Origin of the sequence: Maribacter chungangensis, assembly GCF_042676845.1 — a bacterium.
GTDB lineage: Bacteria > Bacteroidota > Bacteroidia > Flavobacteriales > Flavobacteriaceae > Maribacter > Maribacter chungangensis.
The window spans coordinates 1,213,071-1,237,618 of the sequence record NZ_JBHTHY010000003.1; the positions used below are offsets into that span (position 1 = coordinate 1,213,071).

At 38.6% G+C, this 24,548-nt stretch carries 18 protein-coding genes and 1 pseudogene; 14 read left to right on the forward strand and 5 right to left on the reverse strand.

Annotated features, from left to right (window positions below):
* Position 1 precedes the first annotated feature (1 nt).
* The 4 genes from ACFQZJ_RS05105 (at position 2) to ACFQZJ_RS05120 (ending at position 3,312) form a co-directional block, all read left to right on the forward strand.
* Positions 2–1,099 carry a BT_3928 family protein gene (locus tag ACFQZJ_RS05105; RefSeq protein ID WP_379932763.1) on the forward strand — a complete coding sequence of 366 codons (1,098 nt, stop codon included), beginning with the start codon at positions 2–4 and terminating at the stop codon, positions 1,097–1,099.
* A 201-nt stretch (positions 1,100–1,300) separates the two neighbouring features.
* Positions 1,301–2,050, forward strand: a complete 750-nt coding sequence (gene tpiA / locus ACFQZJ_RS05110) for a triose-phosphate isomerase (RefSeq protein WP_379932764.1) — start codon at positions 1,301–1,303, stop codon at positions 2,048–2,050.
* A gap of 129 nt (positions 2,051–2,179) precedes the next feature.
* Positions 2,180–3,016 carry a 50S ribosomal protein L11 methyltransferase gene (prmA, locus tag ACFQZJ_RS05115; protein WP_379932765.1) on the forward strand — a complete coding sequence of 279 codons (837 nt, stop codon included), beginning with the start codon at positions 2,180–2,182 and terminating at the stop codon, positions 3,014–3,016.
* 20 nt (positions 3,017–3,036) lie between these two features.
* Entirely contained in the window at positions 3,037–3,312 is a 276-nt protein-coding gene (locus ACFQZJ_RS05120; RefSeq protein WP_379932767.1) for an ATP-dependent Clp protease adaptor ClpS, read from the forward strand.
* A 107-nt stretch (positions 3,313–3,419) separates the two neighbouring features.
* Here the strand turns inward: ACFQZJ_RS05120 and ACFQZJ_RS05125 are convergent, their stop codons facing one another.
* The 4 genes from ACFQZJ_RS05125 to ACFQZJ_RS05140 form a co-directional block, all read right to left on the reverse strand.
* The gene (locus ACFQZJ_RS05125; RefSeq protein ID WP_379932769.1) at positions 3,420–3,833 is read right to left on the reverse strand and encodes a DUF6691 family protein; all 414 of its coding nucleotides are present in this window, start codon (positions 3,831–3,833) and stop codon (positions 3,420–3,422) included.
* A 2-nt stretch (positions 3,834–3,835) separates the two neighbouring features.
* On the reverse strand, positions 3,836–4,393 hold the full coding sequence (locus tag ACFQZJ_RS05130; RefSeq protein ID WP_379932771.1) for a YeeE/YedE family protein: 558 nt from the start codon (positions 4,391–4,393) through the stop codon (positions 3,836–3,838).
* Positions 4,394–4,571: 178 nt separating this feature from the next.
* The gene (locus tag ACFQZJ_RS05135; protein ID WP_027078500.1) at positions 4,572–4,793 is read right to left on the reverse strand and encodes a hypothetical protein; all 222 of its coding nucleotides are present in this window, start codon (positions 4,791–4,793) and stop codon (positions 4,572–4,574) included.
* A 209-nt stretch (positions 4,794–5,002) separates the two neighbouring features.
* Entirely contained in the window at positions 5,003–12,199 is a 7,197-nt protein-coding gene (locus tag ACFQZJ_RS05140; protein ID WP_379932773.1) for an SdrD B-like domain-containing protein, read from the reverse strand.
* 514 nt (positions 12,200–12,713) lie between these two features.
* Here ACFQZJ_RS05140 and ACFQZJ_RS05145 point away from each other — a divergent pair.
* Positions 12,714–14,159: a sulfatase gene (locus tag ACFQZJ_RS05145; protein WP_379932775.1), complete on the forward strand. Its 1,446-nt coding sequence runs from the start codon at positions 12,714–12,716 to the stop codon at positions 14,157–14,159.
* Between the two features lie 46 nt (positions 14,160–14,205).
* On the opposite strand, the gene ACFQZJ_RS05150 is transcribed toward ACFQZJ_RS05145, so the two are convergent.
* Entirely contained in the window at positions 14,206–15,474 is a 1,269-nt protein-coding gene (locus tag ACFQZJ_RS05150; protein WP_379932777.1) for a M14 family metallopeptidase, read from the reverse strand.
* A gap of 793 nt (positions 15,475–16,267) precedes the next feature.
* Between ACFQZJ_RS05150 and ACFQZJ_RS05155 the strand changes: the two genes are divergently transcribed.
* From ACFQZJ_RS05155 to ACFQZJ_RS05195, 9 genes and pseudogenes are all read left to right on the forward strand, one after another.
* Positions 16,268–17,374 (forward strand): helix-turn-helix domain-containing protein, encoded by a 1,107-nt coding sequence (locus ACFQZJ_RS05155; RefSeq protein WP_379932779.1) that lies wholly within the window; start codon positions 16,268–16,270, stop codon positions 17,372–17,374.
* 126 nt (positions 17,375–17,500) lie between these two features.
* Positions 17,501–18,988, forward strand: a complete 1,488-nt coding sequence (locus tag ACFQZJ_RS05160) for a serine hydrolase (RefSeq protein ID WP_379932781.1) — start codon at positions 17,501–17,503, stop codon at positions 18,986–18,988.
* Between the two features lie 960 nt (positions 18,989–19,948).
* Complete coding sequence (locus tag ACFQZJ_RS05165) at positions 19,949–20,536, forward strand: Crp/Fnr family transcriptional regulator (protein ID WP_379932783.1); 588 nt, start codon at positions 19,949–19,951, stop codon at positions 20,534–20,536.
* A gap of 86 nt (positions 20,537–20,622) precedes the next feature.
* On the forward strand, positions 20,623–20,994 hold the full coding sequence (locus ACFQZJ_RS05170) for a hypothetical protein (protein ID WP_379932784.1): 372 nt from the start codon (positions 20,623–20,625) through the stop codon (positions 20,992–20,994).
* 264 nt (positions 20,995–21,258) lie between these two features.
* Positions 21,259–21,672, forward strand: a complete 414-nt coding sequence (locus ACFQZJ_RS05175; RefSeq protein WP_379932785.1) for a DUF6326 family protein — start codon at positions 21,259–21,261, stop codon at positions 21,670–21,672.
* Positions 21,673–21,707: 35 nt separating this feature from the next.
* Positions 21,708–22,505, forward strand: a complete 798-nt coding sequence (locus ACFQZJ_RS05180) for an SDR family oxidoreductase (protein ID WP_379932786.1) — start codon at positions 21,708–21,710, stop codon at positions 22,503–22,505.
* 124 nt (positions 22,506–22,629) lie between these two features.
* Positions 22,630–23,838, forward strand: coding sequence for a M23 family metallopeptidase (locus ACFQZJ_RS05185; protein ID WP_379932788.1), 1,209 nt, complete (start codon positions 22,630–22,632; stop codon positions 23,836–23,838).
* A gap of 146 nt (positions 23,839–23,984) precedes the next feature.
* Positions 23,985–24,209 (forward strand): hypothetical protein, encoded by a 225-nt coding sequence (locus ACFQZJ_RS05190; protein WP_379932790.1) that lies wholly within the window; start codon positions 23,985–23,987, stop codon positions 24,207–24,209.
* Between the two features lie 10 nt (positions 24,210–24,219).
* Positions 24,220–24,546, forward strand: a pseudogene (locus ACFQZJ_RS05195) (alpha/beta hydrolase-fold protein); the annotation flags it as partial.
* Positions 24,547–24,548: the final 2 nt, after the last annotated feature.

The following is a 24,548-nucleotide window of genomic DNA, read 5'->3' on the forward strand; positions in this document are numbered from 1 at the left end:
TATGAAGTATATAATTGGGTTGGTTCGGATTTTTGTTGGGGTTCTTTTTATTATCAGTGGCTTTATTAAGTTAAATGATCCCGTTGGATTTTCGTTTAAACTAGAGGAATACTTTAGCCCCAGTGTTTTGGATTTAGGATTTTTTATGCCCTATGCGTTGGCAATATCTATATTGGTTGTCATTTTAGAAGTTATTCTTGGGGTTATGCTCCTCATTGGCTTTAGAGTCAAATTTACGTTATGGAGCCTATTGGGCATGATCATTTTCTTTACGTTCCTTACCTTTTATTCCGCTTATTTTAATAAAGTAACGGATTGTGGATGTTTTGGGGACGCCATTAAATTAACCCCATGGGAATCGTTTACCAAAGATGTTGTGCTTTTAGTGTTAATCTTGTTGCTGTTCATTGGAAAAAGGTATGTTACACCATTGTTTGCCCCTAACGTCAAAAAGATCGTCATGGCCGTGTCGCTAGTGACATGCGCAGTTTATGCACATCATGTATTGAATCATTTGCCCGTTATCGATTTTAGACCGTATGAAATAGGAAAGAATATTGAGGAGGGGATGGGAGTACCTGAGGGCGCGCCAAAGGCGATTTATGATTATGCCTGGGAGTTTAAGGTGAACGGAGAGAAACAGGTAATAGTCACTAACGGGGATTATCCAACGGTAGACGGTGAATTCATTGGAGTAGAGACCACGGAGGTGCAAAAAGGCTACGAACCACCGGTTCATGATTTTACAATAGAGCAGAACGGAGAAGATTTTGCACTTTCTCTTTTGCAGGAGCCCAAACTGGTTATGGTAATTGCATACGATTTAAGAAAATCCAATACCCAGATGTTCACAGAAATAAAGAAAGTCGCCGATGAGGCCATGGTAAACGGATATAAGGTAATAGGTATGTCTGCTTCCGGCCCTGAGCAAACAGATGCGTTGGAGGCTAAATTTGGATTGGATTTTAATTTTTTCTTTACGGACGAGACCACCCTTAAGACCATTGTTAGGTCTAATCCAGGTGTGCTTGTTTTAGAAAAGGGGACAGTCCAACAAAAAGTTCATTATAACGATTTGGACGAATTAACGTTTCAGTAGGTTTAAATTTCACATAGAAGTGGTCTAAGCTTTTTCGCGTTAAAGCGAGAATTAGTGATTTTTTGAACATTTGAAGACTTTTTTGAGTAGCATAGCATCGCTACGGAAGGAAATAAGGACAAAAAATGGGCGAAAAAGAGTAATTTTTTGGCGAACGGAAAAGTTTAAACGACTTCATAAATAGCATAAAAAATAAAGGTTATGAGAAGTAAAATAGTAGCAGGAAATTGGAAAATGAATAAAAATTTAGCGCAAACAGAAACCCTGTTGTCCGAACTTGCTGCAAAACTCCCGGACACCGATGCGGAAGTTATGGTAGCTCCCGCTTATGTTAATTTGGTAGGTGCCGTACATAGTTTAGAAGACTCTAAAATAGAGGTTATAGCCCAGAATATGCATTTTGCGGAAAGTGGCGCGTATACCGGTGAAATCTCCGCCGATATGCTTTTGGATATAGGTATAGATACTGCGATCATAGGACATTCGGAAAGAAGGGCCTATTTTGGTGAGACCGATGAAGTATTGGCCAAGAAAGTGGTTACCGCGCTGGATAAAAATATCCGTGTGCTATTTTGTTTTGGCGAGGAATTGGAAGACCGAAAATCTGGAAACCACTTTAAGGTAGTGGAAAGTCAGCTTAAAAATGCCCTATTCTCTTTAGAGGCATCCGCTTGGTCAAAAATAGTATTGGCCTATGAGCCTGTTTGGGCTATTGGAACTGGGGAAACCGCCTCTCCGGAACAAGCACAGGAAATGCATGCATTTATCAGAAAAACCATAGGTGATGCCTATAATAGTGCTATAGCCAATGGCATATCTATTTTATACGGTGGTAGTGTAAAACCGGGAAATGCAAAAGAGATTTTCTCTAAACCAGATGTAGATGGCGGTCTTATTGGTGGTGCTTCTTTGGTTGCAGACGATTTTGTAGCTATCATCAAGGCTATTTAAGGAATACGTTTTTCAAAGTATTTTTAAATTTAATAGCATAGCGGGTTAAAGTTTTATTATCACAAATTGATTTTGCTTTGCTGTTCTCTAAAGAATAACGTCCATTGCCGAACGAATCTATCCAAACCAATGAGCAATACCATTTATATTGAGTACAACTTCACGGTAACCCCACGGGAACCTGCTTCGGATATTCTTATAGCCGAACTTGGAGAAGTCGGTTTTGAGAGTTTTGTAGAGGAGGAAAGCGGTGTTTTGGCCTATATACAAGAGAAGGATTGGAATGATAGTATTCTGGATTCCATAGCTATTCTTGAAAACCCTAATTTTAAAATCACCTTTGATAGGAAAGAGATAGAGCAGGAGAATTGGAACGCTACTTGGGAACAGAACTTTAGGCCAATTATCGTAGACGGTGTTTGTATGATCCGTGCTCCTTTTCACGAAAAGCAAAATGTGGTCTATGACATTATAATAGAACCAAAGATGAGTTTTGGAACCGGACATCATGAGACCACCCACATGATGTTACAACATATTCTGGATTTGGATGTAAAGGACAAATCGGTTTTGGATATGGGTTCCGGAACCGGGGTTTTGGCTATTTTGGCAGCAATGCGCGGCGCCTCGGCGGTTGACGCCATAGATATAGATAACTGGTGCTATCTTAATGCAAAAGAGAACGTAGAGCGCAATGGAATTGATTGTATATCTGTATATGAAGGAGATGCAAGTCTTTTAAAAGGACAGCAGTATGATGTTATTATCGCAAATATCAATAGAAATATTCTTTTAGGGGATATTGCTAAATATGTAAGCTGTTTGCTACCTAATGGCGTTTTACTGTTAAGTGGTTTTTACAATAAGGATTTGGACATTATTACTAAGAAATGTGAAAAAGAGGGCTTAAGGTTCGAAAAAAATCTTGAAAATAATAATTGGGTTGCCGCAAAATATGTATTTTAGTTTATAGTAAAAATGTACTGATGAGCACTAAGGAACAAATTTCGGAGGAGCTCCTATTAGAAGAGGAGACGGTTAGACAAAATGAAATCGTTGTATTTAATGACGATGTAAATACGTTTGACCATGTTATTCAAACGTTGATTTCGATATGTGATCACACGCCAGAACAGGCAGAGCAATGCAGCCTTATAGTCCACTACAAAGGAAAATGTACCGTGAAGACCGGTGAATATAAAGACTTGGAGCCACGCTGTACAGGTCTTTTAAATGCCGGGTTAAGTGCGGAGATCGTTTAATATCTAAGTATTTCGTTTATCGATTTTTGAATTTACGGGCACCTTAGTTTTAATTTTTTATCTGAGTCATATCCCGTAAGACTTACCCGCAACATAGTAATACCCATTTAATGTGGAAGCTTATTTTTTAAAAGGCCGTAAACAAAAGTTCCTGCCATGGCTGCTAGAATAACGATAGCGATAGGGTAGATACCAGCTCCAAGTAAAATGTACATAGGTCCTGGACATGCCCCGGCAAGAGCCCAGCCTAATCCAAAAATAGTGCCGCCCAGTATATATCTTGTAAAGCTTTTCTCTTTAGGTTGCACTACAATAGGAGTGCCTTTTATACTTCTAAGTCTGTATTTTTTAATGAGAAAAATTCCGCAAATGCCAATGAGTACGGCAGAGCCGATAATCCCGTACATGTGAACAGATTGAAATTTGAACATTTCATAAATCCGGTACCAAGATACTGCTTCCGATTTTACAAGAACAATACCGAAAAATATACCTACAAAAAGGAATTTTAAAAATTTCATATTTAAAAAAGTAAGGGAAGAATAAAATTGGTCATCACTAGGCCACCGATAAAAAATCCAATAACAGCTATCAGAGACGGGATCTGCAAGTTGCTTAAGCCGGAGATGGCATGGCCAGAAGTGCATCCGCCGGCGTATCTAGTTCCAAAACCAACCAAAAACCCAGCTATAATCAAAATGCTCATGCCTTTAAAGCTGAAAACTGCATCCCACCCATATAACTCATTGGGCAATAAGGTTTCACCTGCCTGTGTGAAGTTCATTTCCGAAAGATCGGAGATCGTTTCGGGACTTAATTGAATCGCTGTACCGTCCGAAAGAAATTGTGTTGCTATAAAACCCCCTATGACAGCACCTAAAACAATAGTGAGATTCCATCTTTGGGCTTTCCAATCGAATTTAAAAAAATCAGAATATTTTCCGGCACCGGAAATGGTACAAAGTGTTCTAAGGTTGGAGGACATGCCAAAGGTTTTCCCAAAATATAATAGTACTAAAAGTACCATAGCAATTAGTGGCCCGGAAACATACCAAGGCCAGGGTTTTAAAAGAACATCCATTCAGAAATTTTTAAACATGTTTAAGTATTATGAAAGTGCAACTGTATTCGCAGCGGTATGCCTTCCTTGCAATAAGGGAGGCTAAAAATAAAACCCCTCTCAAGGAAGGGTTTATGTATTATAAATTAATTATTAAATAGCTATCTAACTATTTAAGCAACGTATGCCAATTGTGTGGTTACACCAACGGAACACCGTTTAGCCTTTTTTCAATTTTCTTCTTCTTTTCCGTAACGCGTTTCATTACGTCCATTAAATTAGAATCTTTAGTTTCCTTATAAATTTCGTTGATACTTAAAATTAATTTTTTTGCCTCTCTAGAAGCCTCAACTCTGTCACTAGTTGACATGTTGCTCATTTTTCGTCCTACGAACTCGTCTGCGTGCTCAAGTAAATCCATTTACATCTTTTTTTCAAAGTTAACATAAAAATTAAATTACGCAATTCTTTGTCAATTGTATATTGTTATAGCCTAATTAGATTACCGTATTTGTGAATATTTTAACGTTCACCTTACATAGACCTAGCTTTTTACCAGTAATATATACAACATAAAAAATAAGCGTCAATGGGTTGTACCATTGACGCTTATATAAGTAAAGCGATAAGCTATTCTACAATAATCTGTTTGCTATCGGTCCAATCTTTACCGGAAACTAGTAGTATATAACTTCCTGTTGCCAGATTTCCTAACGGATAGGTCACTAGGGTTCTTCCCTTGTCTACCTCATAGGTACGTGTAGGTCCTACGTTTTTACCGTTTGTATCAAACAGCACCGTTGTAACCGTTTCCTTTTCAATAGGAAGGAAAGCCTGCAATCCGTAAGCCACTATATCGGTGTTGGTATTTGAATCCAAGGACTTGTTCGCTGTGTTTATCACAATGCTAAGGTCTGTACTAGCTAAAGCTGGAACAGGGTATACCATAGCGATCATAGGTGTAAAAGTTGGTCTTTGTCCGCTTGGCAAACACTCCGGAGCTTTGGTTAGGTCAAAGTAGGTAAGACCATGACAACCGTCCGGTGATGTCCAAGATATTTTATAGGTTCCAAAGTCTTCCTCCGTTAAGGTGTATTCTTGGGTTCTATAGCTTTGGTCGGCAGCGTTAGCTTGCGTAAACACTTTTCCGTTAGGGAATTCATAAGTGAAAGACCAGCCTTGTAGATCATCACCTTGGTAACCGGAGAAGTTGCCCAAGTTTTCTTCATCCAAGAATAACCAAAGATAGAAGTCGTCACCTATACAGGCCGTATCCGAGTTTCTAGCGGTATATACACCGCCTGGATCTCTTGGTAACACCTTGCTGCCAATTCCCATGCCACAAGTCTCGGCCACCAAGCCGGCATCTATTGTGGTGTTATCCGTATCGGTAACATCAAAGCATGCCGTTACTCCGTCCCTATTTACATCTGAATCCAAATCTACGGCGGCCATTTCTTGGGTCGTGAACTTATATCCAGTTGGTATATCCTCGAATATCATATAATATGATCCACTATCGATACATACATCGAAATTATAATATCCTGCTTCTCCTGTAATAGGATTATTTGAAGTTATACAAGTATCGACTAGATCGCCATGGGCATTTCCGTAAAATGGATCACATTGGAACAATTTAACCGTGATTCCATTGATACCGAAATCTTCTCCATCTTGGATACCATCGTTGTCCTTGTCCTCAAAAACAAAATCTCCTATGGTTACTTTTTGGTTCACTGTAACAATAACTTCATCCGTTGCCTCGCAACCAGCTGCCGAAGTAACTATGACGCCGTATTCAGTGGTAATCTCTGGGCTAACCTCGATAGTTGCTGTCGTTTCCCCAGTGGACCATAGGTAGGAATCCCCGCCCGTTGCCGTCAAGGTAACTTCATCGCCAATACATATTGCCACATCTTCACCGGCATCTGCCGTTGGAAGTTCGTTTACCGTAACGATTACCGTATCTGTATCCTCACACCCTTGTGCGGAGGTAACCGTTACGCTATACTCTTGAGTAGCCTGTGGGCTAACCGTAATGGTAGCGGAAGTCTCCCCCGTAGACCATAGGTAGGAATCCCCGCCCGTTGCCGTCAAGGTAACTTCATCGCCAATACATATCGCCACATCTTCACCGGCATCTGCCGTTGGAAGTTCGTTTACCGTAACGATTACCGTATCTGTATCCTCACACCCTTGTGCGGAGGTAACGCTTACACTGTACTCGTGAGTAGCCTGTGGGCTAACCGTAATGGTAGCGGAAGTCTCACCCGTAGACCATAGGTAGGAATCCCCGCCCGTTGCCGTCAAGGTAACTTCATCGCCAATACATATCGCCACATCTTCACCGGCATCTGCCGTTGGAAGTTCGTTTACCGTAACGATTACGGTATCTATAGCCTCACACCCTTGTGCGGAGGTAACCGTTACGCTATACTCTTGAGTAGCCTGTGGGCTAACCGTAATGGTAGCGGAAGTCTCCCCCGTAGACCATAGGTAGGAATCCCCGCCCGTTGCCATCAGGGTAACTTCATCACCAATACATATCGCCACATCTTCACCGGCATCTGCCGTTGGAAGTTCGTTTACCGTAACGATTACGGTATCTATAGCCTCACACCCTTGTGCGGAGGTAACGCTTACACTGTACTCGTGAGTAGCCTGTGGGCTAACCGTAATGGTAGCGGAAGTCTCACCCGAAGACCATAGGTAGGAATCCCCGCCCGTTGCCGTCAAGGTAACTTCATCGCCAATACAGATTGCCACATCTTCACCGGCATCTGCCGTTGGAAGTTCGTAAACGATGATTTCTTTACTAACCTCACCGCTGCAATCGAATTGTGCAGTATCCGTAACCACAACACTGTATGTTGTTGTTGAACTTGGAGATACACTTAAGGTAGCGGTAGTTGCTCCTTCAATAGCTACTCCGTTTTCTTTCCATTGGAAACTATCTCCACCAGAAGCCGTTAATAGGACCTCTTCACCGTCACAAATACTATCTATGGCTGTAATTTCTGGTGATATAACGCATGGTGAAAATATACCGGCGTCAATGGTTAAAATAGATTCGTCCAATACGGTAAAGGAATCTGTACGTCCGTTTTCATTGCTATCGGAGTCCAATTCATCGTTTCCTGCGTTTTGGGACGTAATTTCAAATCCGTTAGGTATACCGGTGAATACAATATAGTATTCCCCTGAGTTGGGACAAACTTCAAATTTGTAGGCTCCAGGTGCTCCGGTAATCGCATTATTTGTGGTAGTGGTACTTTCAATTTCGGTACCATCATTCTGAAAAAGTGTTGCGGTTATTCCGTTTACACCGATCTCACCAGTATCTTGAAGTCCGTTTTGGTTTTCATCGAGCCAAACAAAATCTCCAAGAACTAATTTGTCGTTCACTCGTATCATGGCGCCTGCAACATCCAAGGATGCACATAAGCTTCCTCCGCCTTGTACCAACAAGGCATTAACGTCGCCTCCGGTGGTAGTCCCTACGTTAACAACACTTAACGGGTCAAATGAAGTAGGATAAACAAAGGAATGTATCGTATACTTTCCAGCCTGGGAAACTTCAAATTGTGGAGATGTATTCAAATCTTGGATGACTAAATCATCACCAGCTGTAAGAACATATGCTTGTACGTAATCTGCTGGTATATTCTGGTTTCCATTGCTGGTTGCAGAAATTGTTACTGTATTGTTTTCTAGACAAACCATGTCAGCATCAGCAGTCATTTCCCCTGCTTGTGGATTGGTAATGGTAACCGTTACTTCATCTTCTGCTTCACAGTTTTTACAATCTTTGGCAACGATTTTATAGGTGCCAGATTGATCTACCGTAATGGACTCTTGATCGGCGTCTCCTACTATATTTCCATCTTCGGTTGTCCAAACATAGTCAACGGCATTGTTCGGTGCGAAAGTAACACATTCCCCTAGCTTTATATTTACATCACCATGGTCGTAGAAACCATCGCCTCCGTTCAGATAAAACCATCCTGATGCGCCAAAACCTGTTCTAGCTACATCACCTCCAATACCTAACTGGAAAGCTTCACCCATTCTTGAAACTTCGAACGTTCCATGATTTTGAGAAATAACTGTACCAGAAGTATTGGTATAATATACAAATCCTGAGGTGTCTCCTGTATCACAACCTAATTTTGGGCTGCCAACTGGAGCTATCGTTGTTCTTCCAGTAAATAGAATATTTATGTCTAGGATATCCGTTCCGTTGGAAACCCTGCTCACATAGGTGGCGGTTCCATCGTCAAATACTTTAAATGAAGAATGTATGGTCGTGTTGAACATGTTCTGTGCGTCGTTCATCATCCATATTTCCGCTGGATCCCCACCTGCACATCTATCTTCTTCGATAATAGGGTATTCACAACCACCTGCACACTCTTTGGCATTTTCGACCAACGCGGATAGTTCAACCGTTTCTTCTTGACAAACTTCTACATCTTCTCCGGCATTTACTGTCAATGCAGGACCAAGCTCAATAACTACTTCGTCGGTTGCTTCACAGTTATCGCAGTTTTGTACCGTTACCGTGTACGTAGTAGTACTTTCCGGACTAACAGTAATAGATTCCGTAGTTTCCCCGGTTGACCACAGGTAGGTAACTTCATCACAGTTGGTGAACTCCCTTGGCTCTAAATTACCGAACCATTCTCCACCATTACCAAAAGTACCGGAAGTCCATGCTCCAAAACCAAATTGTCCTGATTCTAAACTAGCGCCTTCGGCGAATACAAAGTGATGTTTAGATACTTTTGGTTCCACGGTGTATGAAACACCATCTACTGTAATGGTACCGTAAAAGGACTGATAAAACAGTTGTGGTCCTACCAAATTGTCCAAATAACAGTCGGCGGACCAACTTTTACCATTATTTTGTTTATCGAACAACAGCATATCTACCGTTCCGATCTTTCCTTGTTCGTCTATAACGGTTCCTGTAATATTGGCAGTATCGTTGTCGTATTCGTTCAAAATCAATTCGTTATGGACTTTCCAAGCATTGTAATTGCCGGTAACAGGAAAATTTGGATTTCCTTTTTGTAATATTACACCTTGCTCGTTACCATGTACATTTGCACAGATACCTTGTGAGGTGTCCGCATCCGTAACGTTGTATGACGATATGATTCTTGGTGTATTTGTAGTATTGTTAATGGATGCCGTTAAAATAGTTTCGGTTTCGCTACAGAAGGATACATCTTCTCCTAAGTTTACTTCTAGGCTACAATCTACGCTAACTATTACCGCATCTGCATCGGTACATTCTCCGTTATCCGAGGTGACCATTACCGAATAGGTAGTTGTTTCGTTCGGCGTTACCGTAATGGATGGCGTTGTTTCCCCGGTAGACCAAACATAGGTTCCGCCTCCGGTTGCTGTTAATGTTGTGGACGCTCCTGAGCTTATGGTTACATCGTCTCCGGCATTTGCCTCTACATCATTGTTTACGGTTACAGCTTGTACATAAGTTGTTCGTACACCACAAGCATCTTCTACTACCCAATGTCTAACAATAAGGTCGGAACAGGTGGCATCGGGTAATTCTACACAGTCTCCAATAGCAGAATACATATCGTTATGGTTTGCACCACTGGTAGACATGGAGTTACCAGCAGGCATACCGTTTACGGTTCCTTCATAATCGATCCAGAATCCAACGCCAAATCCGCCATAAACATCTCTTGGGCCGTAATCCATGTGGGCTACGTTTCCATTAGAAATTAAGCGTAAATCAGAATCGGAGAATGCTCCAAATCCAACTATGGAATTTGGTTTGTTGAAATCAACTCTGGCGTACAATCGTTCCGACGCATCATTATCCGTATTTTGGTAACCTCCACCGGCTATCCATGTATCAAAGTCTTTTAGTGCTTCAAAATAGTAATGCAGATGAAAACCGGAATCAGGTAAATCCACATTGGTAATGGTACCGAATATTTCTGCTGTTCCATCTTCTTTGACTAGGACATATCCATCTTTCCATAAGAAATTCTTGTTGTACTGTTCGGGGAAGGAGTGGAACCATAAATTCTTGGTGTTAAAATTCTCATGAGAGCTTAATTCAATTTCACAAAGTGAATCTGAGTCGTTTTCGGAATATGAAATCACTTCTCCGTTTGTAAATGTTACTTCAGGGAAACTTTCTCCTTGAGAAATAGTTACCGATTCTGTGAGGTTATTGGCTTGTACTTCTGGTGCATCCGTAATTGTAACTATGATTTCATCGATAGCCTCGCAATCAGCACAATCTTTAGCCTTTACTTGGTATGTTCCAGATTGATTAACTGTTATTGATTGTTGGTTCGCATCTCCAATGATATTACCATCTACAGTTGTCCATACATAATCTACGGGATTACTTGCACTATTAGGAACACATTCCCCTAACTTAATGTTTACATCACCACGAGTATAGAACCCGTCTCCGCCGGTTACATGAAACCAGCCAGATGCACCAAAACCTGTTCGTGTGACATCACCACCAATACCTAATTGGAATGCTTCACCCATTCTTGAGAGTTGAAAGGTACCATGGTTTTGGGACACTATTGTTCCCGTTGTAGTGGTCCAATACACGTAATCGGAAGTATCGTTGGTATCGCAACCTAATTTTGGACTACCTGTAGGAGGTGTCGTTGTTCTCCCGGTAAAGGTAATATGCACGTCTAACGTATCCGATCCGTTGGCTACTTTACTGTTGTAGACTGCGGTACCATCGGCCAAAATCTCAAAATTGGAATGTATCGTTGTATTGAAAAAGTTGTTGCCGCTGTTGGACATCCATATTTCGGATGGGTTGCCGCCACTACATCTATCACTTTCAATAATAGGGTAAACGCAGCCTCCTTCGCAGGTGTTCTCATTTGTAGTCGTAGCGGTTAAGGTAATGTCATCAGAACTACACGTATCGATATCATCTCCAGCATGTACTGTTATCTCGCAGTTTTGAATAATCTCAAAACTTAAGTCGATGGTATCACAATTTGCGCCAGCAGCATTGTTATTGCGAAAAGCTCCTGCATGAATAGTATATTCGCCAACTCCTGCATTCCAGTTGTTGCCTGTTTCTCCGCCACTTGGATAGGTGAAAGGAGAAACGTTCTCGGTAATTTGATGATTGTTGACCGCAATGCTAACACTTCCAACATGCCCATTTGTTTCGGCCACTAGGTAGTAGTTGTCAGGTAATTCATCTGTGGTAATATGCTGTCCGTTGGTTATTGGACCTAGAACTGCTTGGTCGTTTTGCTGGTCATATATATAGATGCCATCCAAAGAACCGCAGGCCACGTTAGGAACATGAATTTCCGTTGACTCATAAATATCGGTACAACCTACTGTTCTCGCACACATTCTATAATACCCAGGTGTGTCCGGACAATAATCCAGGGCCGTATCGGTAGACCAATCCGTTAAGGGTATAAACTGATCGTTACGGCGCTCCAACCACATAAACTCCACCTCGTCCCCATAACTATTGGGAGTTGAGTTGGCCTGCACACAAGTACCATCTAAATGTAAGGTTGGCATTTCTACGTAGCAGCCAAAATCCTCATCAAGGGATTTAAATGAATCTGCTTCTGCCATGAATCCTACTTTGTCCGTATGCACGGCACTGGACATAAAGGAAATACTGTTTGTTAAGAAGGATAATCTAGAAGTAGTTTGACTAGTTGATAAGCTACTACTATTTGTATCATACTTTTCGTTACCCATAAGCTGATTGGGGATACAAAAAGAAAATAATAGCATTGCACTAAAAAATGTGTAATGTAGGTAGTTTGTTTTCATAAGATTTAGTTAACGGGTTATTACTTTTATAGTGTAAAGAGAGTTCATTTGTTAACATTTTCTTTTGAATGCCGGTAGTATTCGATGAAAGGGTTCAAATAGTCTATTGATAACATGGGCAACTTAGATTTTGTAGGAATATACGTAGTGTGATAAAATTCTTGAACTCCTTGTATGACTTGGCTAATCGATGAACGGTAGGTGTGTTGTTATAAAATAATCTTGATGGGAAGATTATAGATAAGGTATTGGAATACAAGTGGTTTAAACGTTAGTGATAGGGCAACAAAATCATTTAGGTAATCTTACGGAGGCGCATTATGCAAGTTCCAATTGGAGTTTTTTGGCCGTTTTAGCTAACATTTTGATGTAGGTAATACGTTTGCCCATTGTTTAGGGAAAGAAAGTAGTTTATGTTTTTGGATAGTAAATGAAAGCTTTTTCAAAGAAGATTCTGGTCATTTTTAAAATTCTAACTAGTTTAGAAGGTGTTTAACAAGTAAGAACGATTAAAATGTTGAAGAAATATACCGTTTTGCTAATCATACCTTTTTTCTTTTCTTGTAAGAAGTCTAGCAAACAATTAAGCGAATCTAAAAAACAAAATTTTGTGTTTGTGCTGGTCGATGATTTGGGGTGGACAGACCTAGGATACTCGGGCAGTACTTTTTATGAGACTCCTAATATTGATGAGTTCAGTAGGGCCAGTATTCAGTTCACCAATGCCTATGCGTCCGCTTCGATCTGCTCTCCTTCCAGAGCGGCCATAGTTACCGGAAAACATCCCGCGCGCTTGAATATTACAGATTGGCTGCCTGGAGATGACCCAAAGGATAGGAGTTTATTAGGGCCAACGGATTTGGATGCGCTACCGGTACAAGAAGGTACCTTGGCAGAAGTATTGAAGGAAAACGGATATCGTACCCTTTTTGTTGGGAAATGGCATTTAGGAGGTGAGGGGCATTTACCGGAACAGTTTGGGTTCGATAAGAACATTGGCGGCTATCATGTAGGACAGCCACCGGGAGGATACCATTCACCCTATGAGAATCCTTATTTGTCCGATGGCCCTGCAGGGGAATATCTAACGGATAGATTGACTCAGGAGTCCATGACCTTTTTGGATAGTATTGGAGAGAATCCATTTTTTATTTATCTAAATTATTACACAGTACATACCCCTATACAGGCCAATACCATGCATATTGAAAGGTTCAAGGACAAACTGGAAAACTTGGATAGCCTGGGCTTGATGGAGCGTGAAGAAGGCAAAGCCATGACGAAATTAGCACAACGTAATCCAGAATATGCGTCCATGGTCTATGCATTGGACGATAATTTAGGTAAGCTAGTACATAAATTAAAAGCCGAGGACCTGTATGAAAACACCACAATAATTTTCACTTCCGACAACGGTGGATTATCTACCTTGGAACCCATATATAGTTTCGAAGCCCCTACCGCTGTAGTTCCTTTAAGAGGAGGAAAGGGTTGGCTGTACGAAGGGGGAATACGTGTGCCATTACTTATAAAACCAGCAAACTACAACAAAAAAGATGTTCTTGTTGAAACACCGGTGGTGGGCCATGATTTCTACCCTACAATTCTGGCGCAAGCGGGCGTGGAGCTACCTGCAAACAATCAAATAGATGGGAAGGATTTGTCTCCCTTGCTTAAAGGTGTACCAACATTGGATAGGGATGCGCTGTTTTGGCACTATCCGCACTATCATGGCAGTGGTTGGACACCCGGTGCCGCAATAAGGGAGGGTGATTGGAAGCTCATCGAGTTCTATGAGGAAGATAGGGTAGCGTTATATAATCTAAACAAAGATCTGTCCGAGCAAAACGATCTTGCATTGAAATACCCCGAGAAAGTTTTGGAGCTTCAAAAAAAACTACATGATCTGCAACAAGGGATGGGAGCTCAAATGCCTAAGGGTAATGTGATGCCGGAATAAGGATTTTATTGTTTTTTCAGTATGTTTTAGAAATAAATAAGTTACGTTATTTAAACCTCTTTAACATCTGTTTCATTAATACATTGGCGCTAATCTTACCTTTTTCCTTAATGAAATCCCGAGGGGTATTGTCCCCAATTTCAAAGACCAGGGCTTCAGCGCCGTAGGTTGCAAAAAAATAATTTCGAGAAACTGTTGTAGGTTCTATTTGGTCATTTGGTTTTATATTGGGGTCGTATCCAACGATTTGTTTTTTTAGTTCATCCAGCCAATCGTAAACAAGGTTAGGCATGTTTCCTTTTAACTTGGGATCTACCGTGTAATAAATATCGTCCCAGGTAGAGTGAAAGTCTATGCCAAAATAAAATTTACCTTTTGTGTCCTTGATTTTACTTTCCATAAAGGATTTGACGGCCCTTGTTTCGGGTTGGTTAAAATTGGCCCAATCCCGGTTTAGGTCTATTCCTCCCGCATTGTGTCTCCAATGGCCATTGTCCACTCCGTCGGGGTTCATTAGGGGTACCACGTAAACAGTGAATTTTTTTCTAAATTTTCGTGCGAGCTTGGTGTCGGAACTAAGGTTCTCTACAAAAGCTTTCATTGCTAAGTATCCAGTAACTTCAGGCGGATGCTGCCTTGAGATTACTATGAGCATGTTTTTGGATGCCGGGTCGCCTATGGTAAGCATGTTGAGGTCCCTGCCCTGTTCGCTTTTTCCAATATTGGTTTTTTGAACAAAAGTGTTTGCCGATAGGGTGTCGGCCCAACTGGAAACCCGAGTAGAGGTCTCCAATTCTTGCCCGGATACCCAGAGGACCTCGGGTCCAATGTCCAATGTCATCTTAATTTTAACAGGGAGTGAGCCCGGTCCAAAGTCGGCATCCCCTTTTTCATATTCGGTATAATTAATAGAATCTAACGAGGACCAGTTTACACCGTCTTTACTAAGTTTTGGATAATAGCGATGTTTCGCCGTTTCTTGATAAGTTAATATTAATTCTATGGATTGTTCTTGGGCCGACCATATTTTAAAGGAATACCAAGGACTCATGTTTACGGGGGTGTTTTCGGAGGTAATCAAGGCAGTAAAGGTGTTATCATTGTTTTTTAGCACACCGTTAAGTCGGGCACCTTCAAAGTTGTTGGAAAAAATAACATCCGAGTCGGTAAAGGTAAAATCTCCTTTCCATTGCATTTGGGTTGGTTTGGATTCCGTAGCAACGCGTTCTACGGGCGGCTGCCCTTGAAATTTAGGTGTTTGCCCCTGTAGAAAGGAAGCGATGAACAAGGTGATGGTAAGGAGGGTGTGTTTCATTTTCCGAAAAATTAAAAAAGCATCAATGTTAAACCTGTTCGGCAAGTTAACGAAAAGCTCGGTAACTAAGTAGGGGACAACTTTGGTAAACGCCTATCTTATTTTAGTACGACGATAGTACGCCTATTGAACTTTTGTTCAAAAAGGAAAACCACATTCCTGTAGAAGAAGGTGGTTTTAATTATAGTCAAGACCCTAACAAGGGTGGTTTCGGTTCAGTCATATAGGCCCAAAGGTGCAAATTACAAACCACGTAATGCGATAAAGGGGATGTAAGTTTTGCATTTTCGCATGCTTATGCCAACCTGGCGTTTATAACACCTTGGAAAAACAAAAAACCACGCTCTTAAAAAGAACGTGGTTTGTTATGTGTTGTGACCCTGACAAGGATTGAACCTAATGTTCAAAACCCTGCCATACCAATATATTTGCTATTTTTTACAATCGATGTTGATGATTTGTGAACTCTTATGAAAACATATGTCAAAGAAACTTTCGTTTTACGAATATAGATGTTTCTAAATTTAAAATTATGAGTAAGAGAATATTTTTGAATCCTAAAAACGCTTAATAATTTAACTCAGTCTCATTAAAATTGTATTTTAATTACTGACTGAACATTATTAAATAAACATAAAATCCTAATGCTTTCGTAGTTTTGCAACCAAGAAGACTTGGTCTTATCATTTTTATTTGAATCGTTTGGTTTGTTGAGAAAACAACTATTGCAAAATGAGATTTGTTTTTTAGTGCTTTTAACAAGATGTTGACAAATCTTAAATTTTGAGGACTATTGGAAAACAAGTTAGACTTAATTCAGAGTATCGGTAAGATTATCGTTTTTATAATGATACTCCTTTCTGTTTTTCTTTTTACCGTCAAAACAAAAAATAAGCTCTCTAATAGGCTATTTGGCACATATCTTTTGGTAATAGCTTTTGATTTAATTGGCTTTTTTACGGTTAAGACTTTAGCATATCCCAATATTCATATTTTAAAAACTGCTTCTAGTCTTTTGCAACTTCCTTTGTTTTATCTCTACGTCTTATCTGCTTGTTATATTAATTTTAAAATTAAAAAAGCCCACATTCTACATGTATTATTATTTGCGATATTTGTTGTTGTTTTCAAAGTAACAAGTTTATCCAGCACAAGCCTTATGTTCTTTGAGGTTATTGGAGAGCTTCAATACTTCGGTTATATTATCGCGGTGTTTTTGGTTCTTAAGAAATATAAAACGGTTTACCTTGAGAATTATTCGAATGCCAATTATATTGTCTACAAATGGCTGTTTCAAATTAGTCTATTTTCATGTGTCGCTCACTCCTTTGTTCTATTTCGATGGTATTTGTCCAATACTAGTTATAAGGAATATATTATTAATATAAATATCTTAATCAGTATTAGTGTTCTTTCGATAACGGTATTTTTTGTTTTAAAGGCTTTATATCAACCTGAGCTATTTAAAGGGGTTAACAAAAATTTGGAACCGGTAAGATCAAGTGTTTCAAAAAATGGTAAGCAAACAAATATTAAAAAAAATGGATTCAACAGTAAACATCTGGAGAAACTGACCTTTTGTATGAAAAAGGAAAGACCCTACTTAGATTTTGACCTGACTTTACAGAAATTGGCTATACAAACTGATATCCCGGAAAAGGAATTATCACTATTGATTAACCATTATTTAGGGAAGCATTTTTTTGACTTCATTAATGGGTACCGAATAAATGATGCCGAAATGCTTCTTAAAGACCCAACAAAAAAAGACGTAACTGTTTTAGAAATACTATATCAAGTTGGTTTTAATTCAAAATCTTCTTTTTATACTGCTTTTAAAAAAGTTACTAATAAAACACCAACACAGTATCGGAAAGAGACCCTCTCTTTAAAAAATTAGTTCGACTTTCTTTACTCGGACTTCTTAACTATCAAAAAACTTCAAATTTGCATCAAAATTAAATGGTGCTCGTATGAGTTAGGTGGTACCTTTTAACTACCGGAATTTGTATTAAAAAACTGAAAAATGAAATTTACCTATACACTCTTATGTTTATTACACATTCATCTCTGTTTTGGGCAACTGAATATTCCAGAACTAAATGGGATTGAAAATGATATAAACCAATTAGTAAAACAATACAATGCAGTGGGTCTTGCCCTTGCCGTAGTGAAAGAGAATAAAGTTATTTATTCCCATGGTTTTGGTTATCGGGATATAGAAAATAGGTTACCTGTAAATACCAATACGGTCTTTCCTATAGGTTCAACAACAAAAGCTTTCACTGGATCTCTTTTGGGTATTTTAGAATCTAAAAAACAAGTTTCTCTAAAAGATAAACCAGCTTCATATCTTCCCGATTTTCAGTTTTATAATGAAAAAATGGATAACTTAATTACTATTGATGATTTATTAAGTCATAGAAGCGGAATTGGAAATCAAGGAACTTCAGAGGTGTTTTTTCCAGAAAAAGACAAATTAAAAGTTGTACAACGTCTTAGGTATTTAAAACCTGAGGGCGAAATTAAGAATAGCTTTGAGTATAGCAATATGGGATATACCCTTGTTGGAGCCATAGTTGAACAAATAACCAACAAGAGCTGGGACACAAACCTTGAAGAAAGAATATTCGAGCCTTTAGAAATGAAAAATTCATATACCACCCTTGAGGAAATGAAGAAATCAAATAATTATTCTTTGCCATATGGTCTATTCGAGGGAAGGACGGAAAAGGTGAAATTTGAAGAATTCAATTCTATTAGCCCAGCTGGGGCAATCAAAAGTACGGTTAATGATTTGTCAAATTGGATGTTAACATGGTTGAATAATGGTGTTTTCAATGAAAAACAGGTTATTCCACCAAATTATGTAAATGAAGCTACAAGGCTTCAAAATGTTAAAGTAGGACGTTATGAGAAAGATGCTTTTCTTTTTGGAGATGGGTTTGGATGGCGCTTAAGAAGTTCATACGGACATTATAGAATAGATCATGGAGGAAATACATTTGGTTTTAGCTCGAATTTGGTCATGTTTCCTCTTGAAAAAATAGGTGTTGTGGTATTAACAAATCAGGATAATTCTCAATTACCCTACATGATTACCGATAATATTACCAGGAGGTTATTCAAACTTAATCCATATCCAGAAGAATATCCCGTTGTAGTATCAGACATCTTTAAGCCTAGGGCAGCTCACAAAGAGCTTAACAAAAATAAAATGCCAAACCATCCTATAGTTTCTTTCTGTGGGACCTATTTTGCAAAAGGGTTTGGAGAAATTATAATAGTAAAAGAAAAAGATGCACTATTCGCTATTTTGCCGACTTATAAATTCCAATTAGAACACTTAAATTATAATTCGTTCTTCTTTAAAGCTACAAAGGCGTTTAAGGACGTTTATAATCCTCAATATACCATCCAATTCATACTTGATACAGATGGAAATATTTCCGGATTAGAAATGCACTCACAAAAAGAACCTATTGAATTTCAAAGGATGGATTCTAAAGATTAGAACAAGATCTGTTTGTAGCCTTTCATAAAAACGAACAACTTTAAATTTGATTTTTCTATTCTTGAAATTTAATTGTGAGATGAAAAACTGGAAGCTTACAGAGTGCTAAATCCCGAAGGAATTGTAAGTGAACTGACTGAGCCTTAGTCTCGGTGAAGTTTGTAGTTAACCGGGACACCACAAGGGTATCTTGTTACTGTTGGTGCAACAAATACGGGGTATGCAGTTTGCTTACATTAGTAGGTTGAAGTAACTTGAGAAGGATAATCAGAAGCTAGAGTTAAAGTAGATGTACTACGATGTATGTCCGGTCTAACTATGAAACGCTAGAACCTTCAACATCATGGTCTACGGCAGCCAGGAAGAATTAATCATGGGAGTAGGGTGAATCATGCTAAAAGAAAGACTGTAGGAACCTTGGAATATCAGGTTAACGAAATAGGGCTCTCTATACTCCATAAAAAATAAGTATTCAGAACGGTTGTAAGTTAAGCATGAAGATACTGCCACAGTGGTTCATAAAGCAAAGGTGGTTTTAAACTTAATTCAACATTATAAGCTCATGCAAAGTGGTTTTATGGTAAGGTTAACTGGTTTTACAGTTAAGACGTGTTCGACTGATATTTGTTCAACTACCTTAAAAAAAGGTGTTAAAAAAACGAAATGAGGATTAATGTCAGGATTATCTCATTTCACCCTTGGATAATATACTACCAAATGAATATGGAAATCCCTAAGGGTATAAATTGTTCCCAGTTCGAATCAAAAATAATAGTATGTTTATGAATTGGCAATAGATTAATAATGGTTAGGCAAACAGTTAAAGGAGATAAAAAAATCATACAGTTCAATTTGTCTAATCTCTTTCTCTTGGGATAATATCAATGTGTGAACGTTTCCAGAAAATTTTGAAAATAATGTCTTAATTTTAAAAAATAACCTAAATAGTTATAACATAATATGGAGCATATTTTTGTCAAAATAATGTCTGAATTAACAGAACTAAGTGAAGAAGAGAAAGAGGATATTAGACTAACTTTTCCCATCAAGGTTTTTGAAAAAGGTACTTATTTACTAAAGCAAGGTAATGTCGCAAAAGATGCATACTACGTCATCAGCGGTTGTATAAGGGCCTATGAGCTGAGTGACGGAAATGATAAAACAATTGCCTTTCTTACGGAAGGCCAATGTGCTGCCAATTTTCAGAGCCTTTCAAATAAAACGCCTTCCAACTATAGTTATGTATGTTTAGAAAAAACTACGGTTACCGTTAGCAATTCAGTAAAGGAACTGGCTCTTTATAAAAAGTATCCAAGGTTCGAGGCGTTCTGCATATCAGGAATGGAGAAAATGATGGGAGAAAAGCAAGAAGAATTGGCTTCGTTCATGACGATGAAACCTGAACAGCGTTACTTGCATTTGTTGGCAACAAGGCCAAGTATTACCCAGCGTGTACCACAGCACCAACTAGCAAGTTTTTTAGGTATCAAACCGCAATCCTTAAGCCGTATCAAATCGAGAATTCTTGATAAAGAAAAAAATATGTAATAAACCTTTCTTCACTTAAGTGAATGTTATTGTAAAAACTGTAATATAATTTTGCATATTATTCGCAATCGCTAATTTCATATACAGTGAAAATTATATTACTGATCGTTACAATCTTATTTGCACAAAATATTAAATCTCAGTTTTATTTTGTAAATCCTATAGCTAAGAGGTGCTTTGTAGGTGCAACAATAGCAATGCTTGGCAATCTTTTGCCGGAGGAAAAACCTGAATTCCTTCAGCTTAATCTGGGGTATCGCCTAACTGAAAAAGATGTGATTTCCTTGGAATTAAAAACATGGCACTATTTTGAACCACTGGGCATACCTTATGGAGAGGCACGTGGAAGTCCCCTAGAAAATTTTCCTGGATCTATTCGGGAAAAGGGAATTGCGTTGGCTTACCAAAGGTTTTGGTATCAAGGGCTATATACCGCTGTGCATGTTATGAGCGCTTGACAAGATTTCATAAGTACTGAGGAAGTGAAAATCGATAACGGCTTCCAAATCTTCAATACCTATCGTTTGGGCCATCATTTCAAATTATTCAAAGGTTCTTTTTTATAGAGCCTTCTATCGTTATAACCCTTAGGCTATTTCACAACGAAATGCCAGATTCTTTTAATAGGCAAGATGATAAATGGAGTAAATTTTTCTTTGGCGAGCCTGGCCTTCATTTCGGATATATTTTTTAGTCTGTAAATCAATAAAAAATAACAATCAATGACCAATTTAAAAACCAGGGAGCTACTCTCTACCTTATGGATTGTGCTTACCGTAAACTATATTTTTTGCGATGTGTTCTCCTTGTATCTTTCGGAGACGCTAGAGAAACTTATGGCAGGTGGGATGGGAGGAATAAAATTCACTCAAGAATTTTTACTAGTATTTTCAATTATTATGGAAATGCCGATGCTCATGATTATCTTATCAAAAGTACTTGACCGTAAAATTAATAAATGGCTTAACTTAATCGTAGGCCTACTTTTATTAATCGTTCAAGTTGGAAGTATCCTAACCGATGAGAACTATCTCCACTATCTCTTTTTTAGTGTAGTCGAGATAAGTATACTATTGATAATCCTTGTAATTTCATTTAAATGGAAGGGCACTGTAATACCGAGTGATAGGAATTAAAAACTATAGAATAAATATATTAAAATCGTTGTTTTATGGCAGGGAGATTAGAAGGCAAAGTAGCACTTATAACGGGCGCGGCAAGAGGTATTGGTAAGGCCACTGCGAAATTATTTCACTCAGAAGGAGCTACCGTTATCATTACGGATATTTTGGACAAGGAAGGAAATGCACTTTCACTATTGTTGAAGAATAAAAGTGAATACCATCATCTAGATGTAAAAAATGAAGCGGAATGGGTTAAAATCGCCACATTCATAAAGCAAAAATATGGTGTGCTGGATATTTTGGTCAATAATGCAGGAATATCTGGGTTCCTTGAAACCCAGGGACCTTTTGATGCTGAGAATGTTGACATAGAAGCCTGGGATTTTGTTCACCAAGTGAATTCAACTGGAGTGATGCTTGGTTGTAAATATGCCATAAAACTTATGAAGGAAAAGGGAGGTGCCATAGTAAATATATCCTCTCGAAGTGGAATGGTCGGTATACCCATGGCAGTGGCATATGCTTCTAGCAAGGCTTCGGTAAGGAACCATACGAAAAGTGTAGCCCTGTATTGCGCAGAAAAAAAATACAATATCAGATGTAATAGTATTCATCCCGCAGCAATTATGACTCCAATGTGGGATATTATGTTAGGAAAGGGAGCTAGTCGTGAGCAAATGATTAAATCCGTGGAACGTGGCATACCTATGGGATGCTTTGGTGAGCCTGATGATGTCGCCTACGGCATCTTATATCTATCTTCCAATGAATCAAAATATATCACCGGAACTGAATTGACCATCGATGGAGGTATACTAGCCGGGAGCGAAGCAAAACCGGAATAGCTGGTGATTATGGTAATCGAGTTCTAATACTCAATAACAAAATTTTTCAGATACACTATTCTTAATGTAATAAGTTAACTGTTAGCTAATAGCTAAAAAAATAGACTACTTCAAAATAAACGTAATGAAACAAATTATTTCTTCAATCTTTATAATGCTAATGCTTAACTGTAAAAAAGAAAAACCTGCTCCTCAAACTTCTAATGAAATAGGGACGCTACCCTTAAAGAAGTTAGAAAAGATTAATTTGCCAACAGAAGTTATTCAAGTTGATGTAAAATTTGTTGGCAACCCAGTAATAACGAACAAATCAATAGTGTTTAGATACGAGCTAAATATTCTGAATAATTTCAAAGTGCCGTTTACTTTGAAGAGCCTAGAAATTTACAATCTTGAAAAGACGGACACTCCAATTTCTAAACTTGATAGTACTTATATCAATCGGAATTTTGATAGACCTGGCGGTACCACCTTGGATGACATAAAATTCCTAGAAGGAAATGACTTCGGGGTACTAAATATTGAATTGATTTTTCCAGAACAATCGATGATTCCCCAAAAAATATTTCATAAACTCTATTTTGAAAGGCAAAAAAGTAGTGGTGAGTTTGCAAGTCACCCGATGGAGGTGGCTATTGTTGAAATTCCTGAATTAACCACACTAAGCTTAGGTCTTCCGTTTAAACAAAAAGGTCAATGGCTGTATGAAACCGATAGCCACCAAGGTGCCAGACAGATAACCGAAGGCCAAGTGACGTATCCTCAACGCTTTGCAGTAGATTGGATGTTAATTAATACCGATGGAAGTTTTGCAAAAGGGAATATTAAGGCTAATGCCGATTGGAAAACCTATGGAGTAGAAATAATTGCCGTGGCTGATGGTGAGGTAGTGAATTTAAAAGATGATATAAAAGAAAATGAACCACTTTCTGAAAAAATGGCTGTAAGAATGAACAAAGAAACAATTGGGGGAAATTATGTTGTTTTGGATATTGGGAACAACACTTACGCATCCTATGGGCATTTGATGCCAAATAGTCTTAAAGTTAAAATTGGTGATAGAGTAAAAAAAGGACAAGTATTGGCTTTATTAGGTAATAGTGGGAATTCTGATTGCCCCCATCTGCATTTTCAATTGGAAACCAAGAGTAGTTCATTTTTTGGAGGTGAAGGGGTGGCGTATACGCTACCGAAATTCGCAGAGCTAAAAAGTTATTCAGAAGAAGAAATTACGGGATTCTTTAAAAGTAATATGATTCCATCTATACCGGCCAAAAAGAAAGTAAAAACCAATGTATTCCCTATAGGCTATGGATTAGTTGAAATAAAATAATGTAATAGATTGTGGTATGAAAAACGCTGTTGTTTTATGTTGTCTTCTCTCTTTTCTGGCTTTTGGTCAAAATGTTGAAACTAAGAAAATCAATTCTCCCATCTTTGGTACCGAAAGAAATATCTGGGTTTATACCCCTGAGCTATATGATTACGAATCAGAAAAAATTCGATGTCATATACGTTTTTGATGCGCAAGCCAGGGAAATGTTTAACGTAGTACATTCCACAATTCAATTCTTAGACGGTCAAGAATATGCATTTATCGTAGTAGGTATTGAATCGCCCTTCAATGAAGAGCCTTTGCAACATAGAAACATAGACCTTTTACCTAAGCCTAAAACTTCAGAAGTAATAAAAAAAATACGGTAAATATGTCGGTGGAGCCGAAAAGTTTATGAAATTTTTGAATCTCGAAGTATTTCCACTTATAGAAAATGAATATAGAACACTACCGAAACGAATTGGTTTAGGGCATTCTAATGGAGGTACTTTCCTCAGCTATTGTTTGCTTGAAAACCCGAGTATATTTGATATTTTGACAGCCATTTCACCCAATTTTGGATTTGATGGCGAACAGTTTGTGGAGCGATTCAAAGATTTTGAAACTGATACTATAAAAGAAAAATTTATCTATTGGAGTAAGGCAAATGAACAATATCGCAATTCACCCCAATGGAAGGATTATGAAGAGTCAAGATACAAATAGAA

What these genes read in the sequence shown, in the direction of transcription:
- ACFQZJ_RS05120 (WP_379932767.1), top strand. Translation starts at nt 3,037, where the DNA reads ATGAGCACTAAGGAACAAATTTCGGAGGAGCTCCTATTAGAAGAGGAG.
- ACFQZJ_RS05140 (WP_379932773.1), bottom strand. Translation starts at nt 12,199, where the DNA reads ATGAAAACAAACTACCTACATTACACATTTTTTAGTGCAATGCTATTA.
- ACFQZJ_RS05130 (WP_379932771.1), bottom strand. Translation starts at nt 4,393, where the DNA reads ATGGATGTTCTTTTAAAACCCTGGCCTTGGTATGTTTCCGGGCCACTA.
- tpiA (WP_379932764.1), top strand. Translation starts at nt 1,301, where the DNA reads ATGAGAAGTAAAATAGTAGCAGGAAATTGGAAAATGAATAAAAATTTA.
- prmA (WP_379932765.1), top strand. Translation starts at nt 2,180, where the DNA reads ATGAGCAATACCATTTATATTGAGTACAACTTCACGGTAACCCCACGG.
- ACFQZJ_RS05125 (WP_379932769.1), bottom strand. Translation starts at nt 3,833, where the DNA reads ATGAAATTTTTAAAATTCCTTTTTGTAGGTATATTTTTCGGTATTGTT.
- ACFQZJ_RS05145 (WP_379932775.1), top strand. Translation starts at nt 12,714, where the DNA reads ATGTTGAAGAAATATACCGTTTTGCTAATCATACCTTTTTTCTTTTCT.
- ACFQZJ_RS05180 (WP_379932786.1), top strand. Translation starts at nt 21,708, where the DNA reads ATGGCAGGGAGATTAGAAGGCAAAGTAGCACTTATAACGGGCGCGGCA.
- ACFQZJ_RS05105 (WP_379932763.1), top strand. Translation starts at nt 2, where the DNA reads ATGAAGTATATAATTGGGTTGGTTCGGATTTTTGTTGGGGTTCTTTTT.
- ACFQZJ_RS05175 (WP_379932785.1), top strand. Translation starts at nt 21,259, where the DNA reads ATGACCAATTTAAAAACCAGGGAGCTACTCTCTACCTTATGGATTGTG.
- ACFQZJ_RS05135 (WP_027078500.1), bottom strand. Translation starts at nt 4,793, where the DNA reads ATGGATTTACTTGAGCACGCAGACGAGTTCGTAGGACGAAAAATGAGC.
- ACFQZJ_RS05185 (WP_379932788.1), top strand. Translation starts at nt 22,630, where the DNA reads ATGAAACAAATTATTTCTTCAATCTTTATAATGCTAATGCTTAACTGT.
- ACFQZJ_RS05160 (WP_379932781.1), top strand. Translation starts at nt 17,501, where the DNA reads ATGAAATTTACCTATACACTCTTATGTTTATTACACATTCATCTCTGT.
- ACFQZJ_RS05165 (WP_379932783.1), top strand. Translation starts at nt 19,949, where the DNA reads ATGGAGCATATTTTTGTCAAAATAATGTCTGAATTAACAGAACTAAGT.
- ACFQZJ_RS05190 (WP_379932790.1), top strand. Translation starts at nt 23,985, where the DNA reads ATGATTACGAATCAGAAAAAATTCGATGTCATATACGTTTTTGATGCG.
- ACFQZJ_RS05150 (WP_379932777.1), bottom strand. Translation starts at nt 15,474, where the DNA reads ATGAAACACACCCTCCTTACCATCACCTTGTTCATCGCTTCCTTTCTA.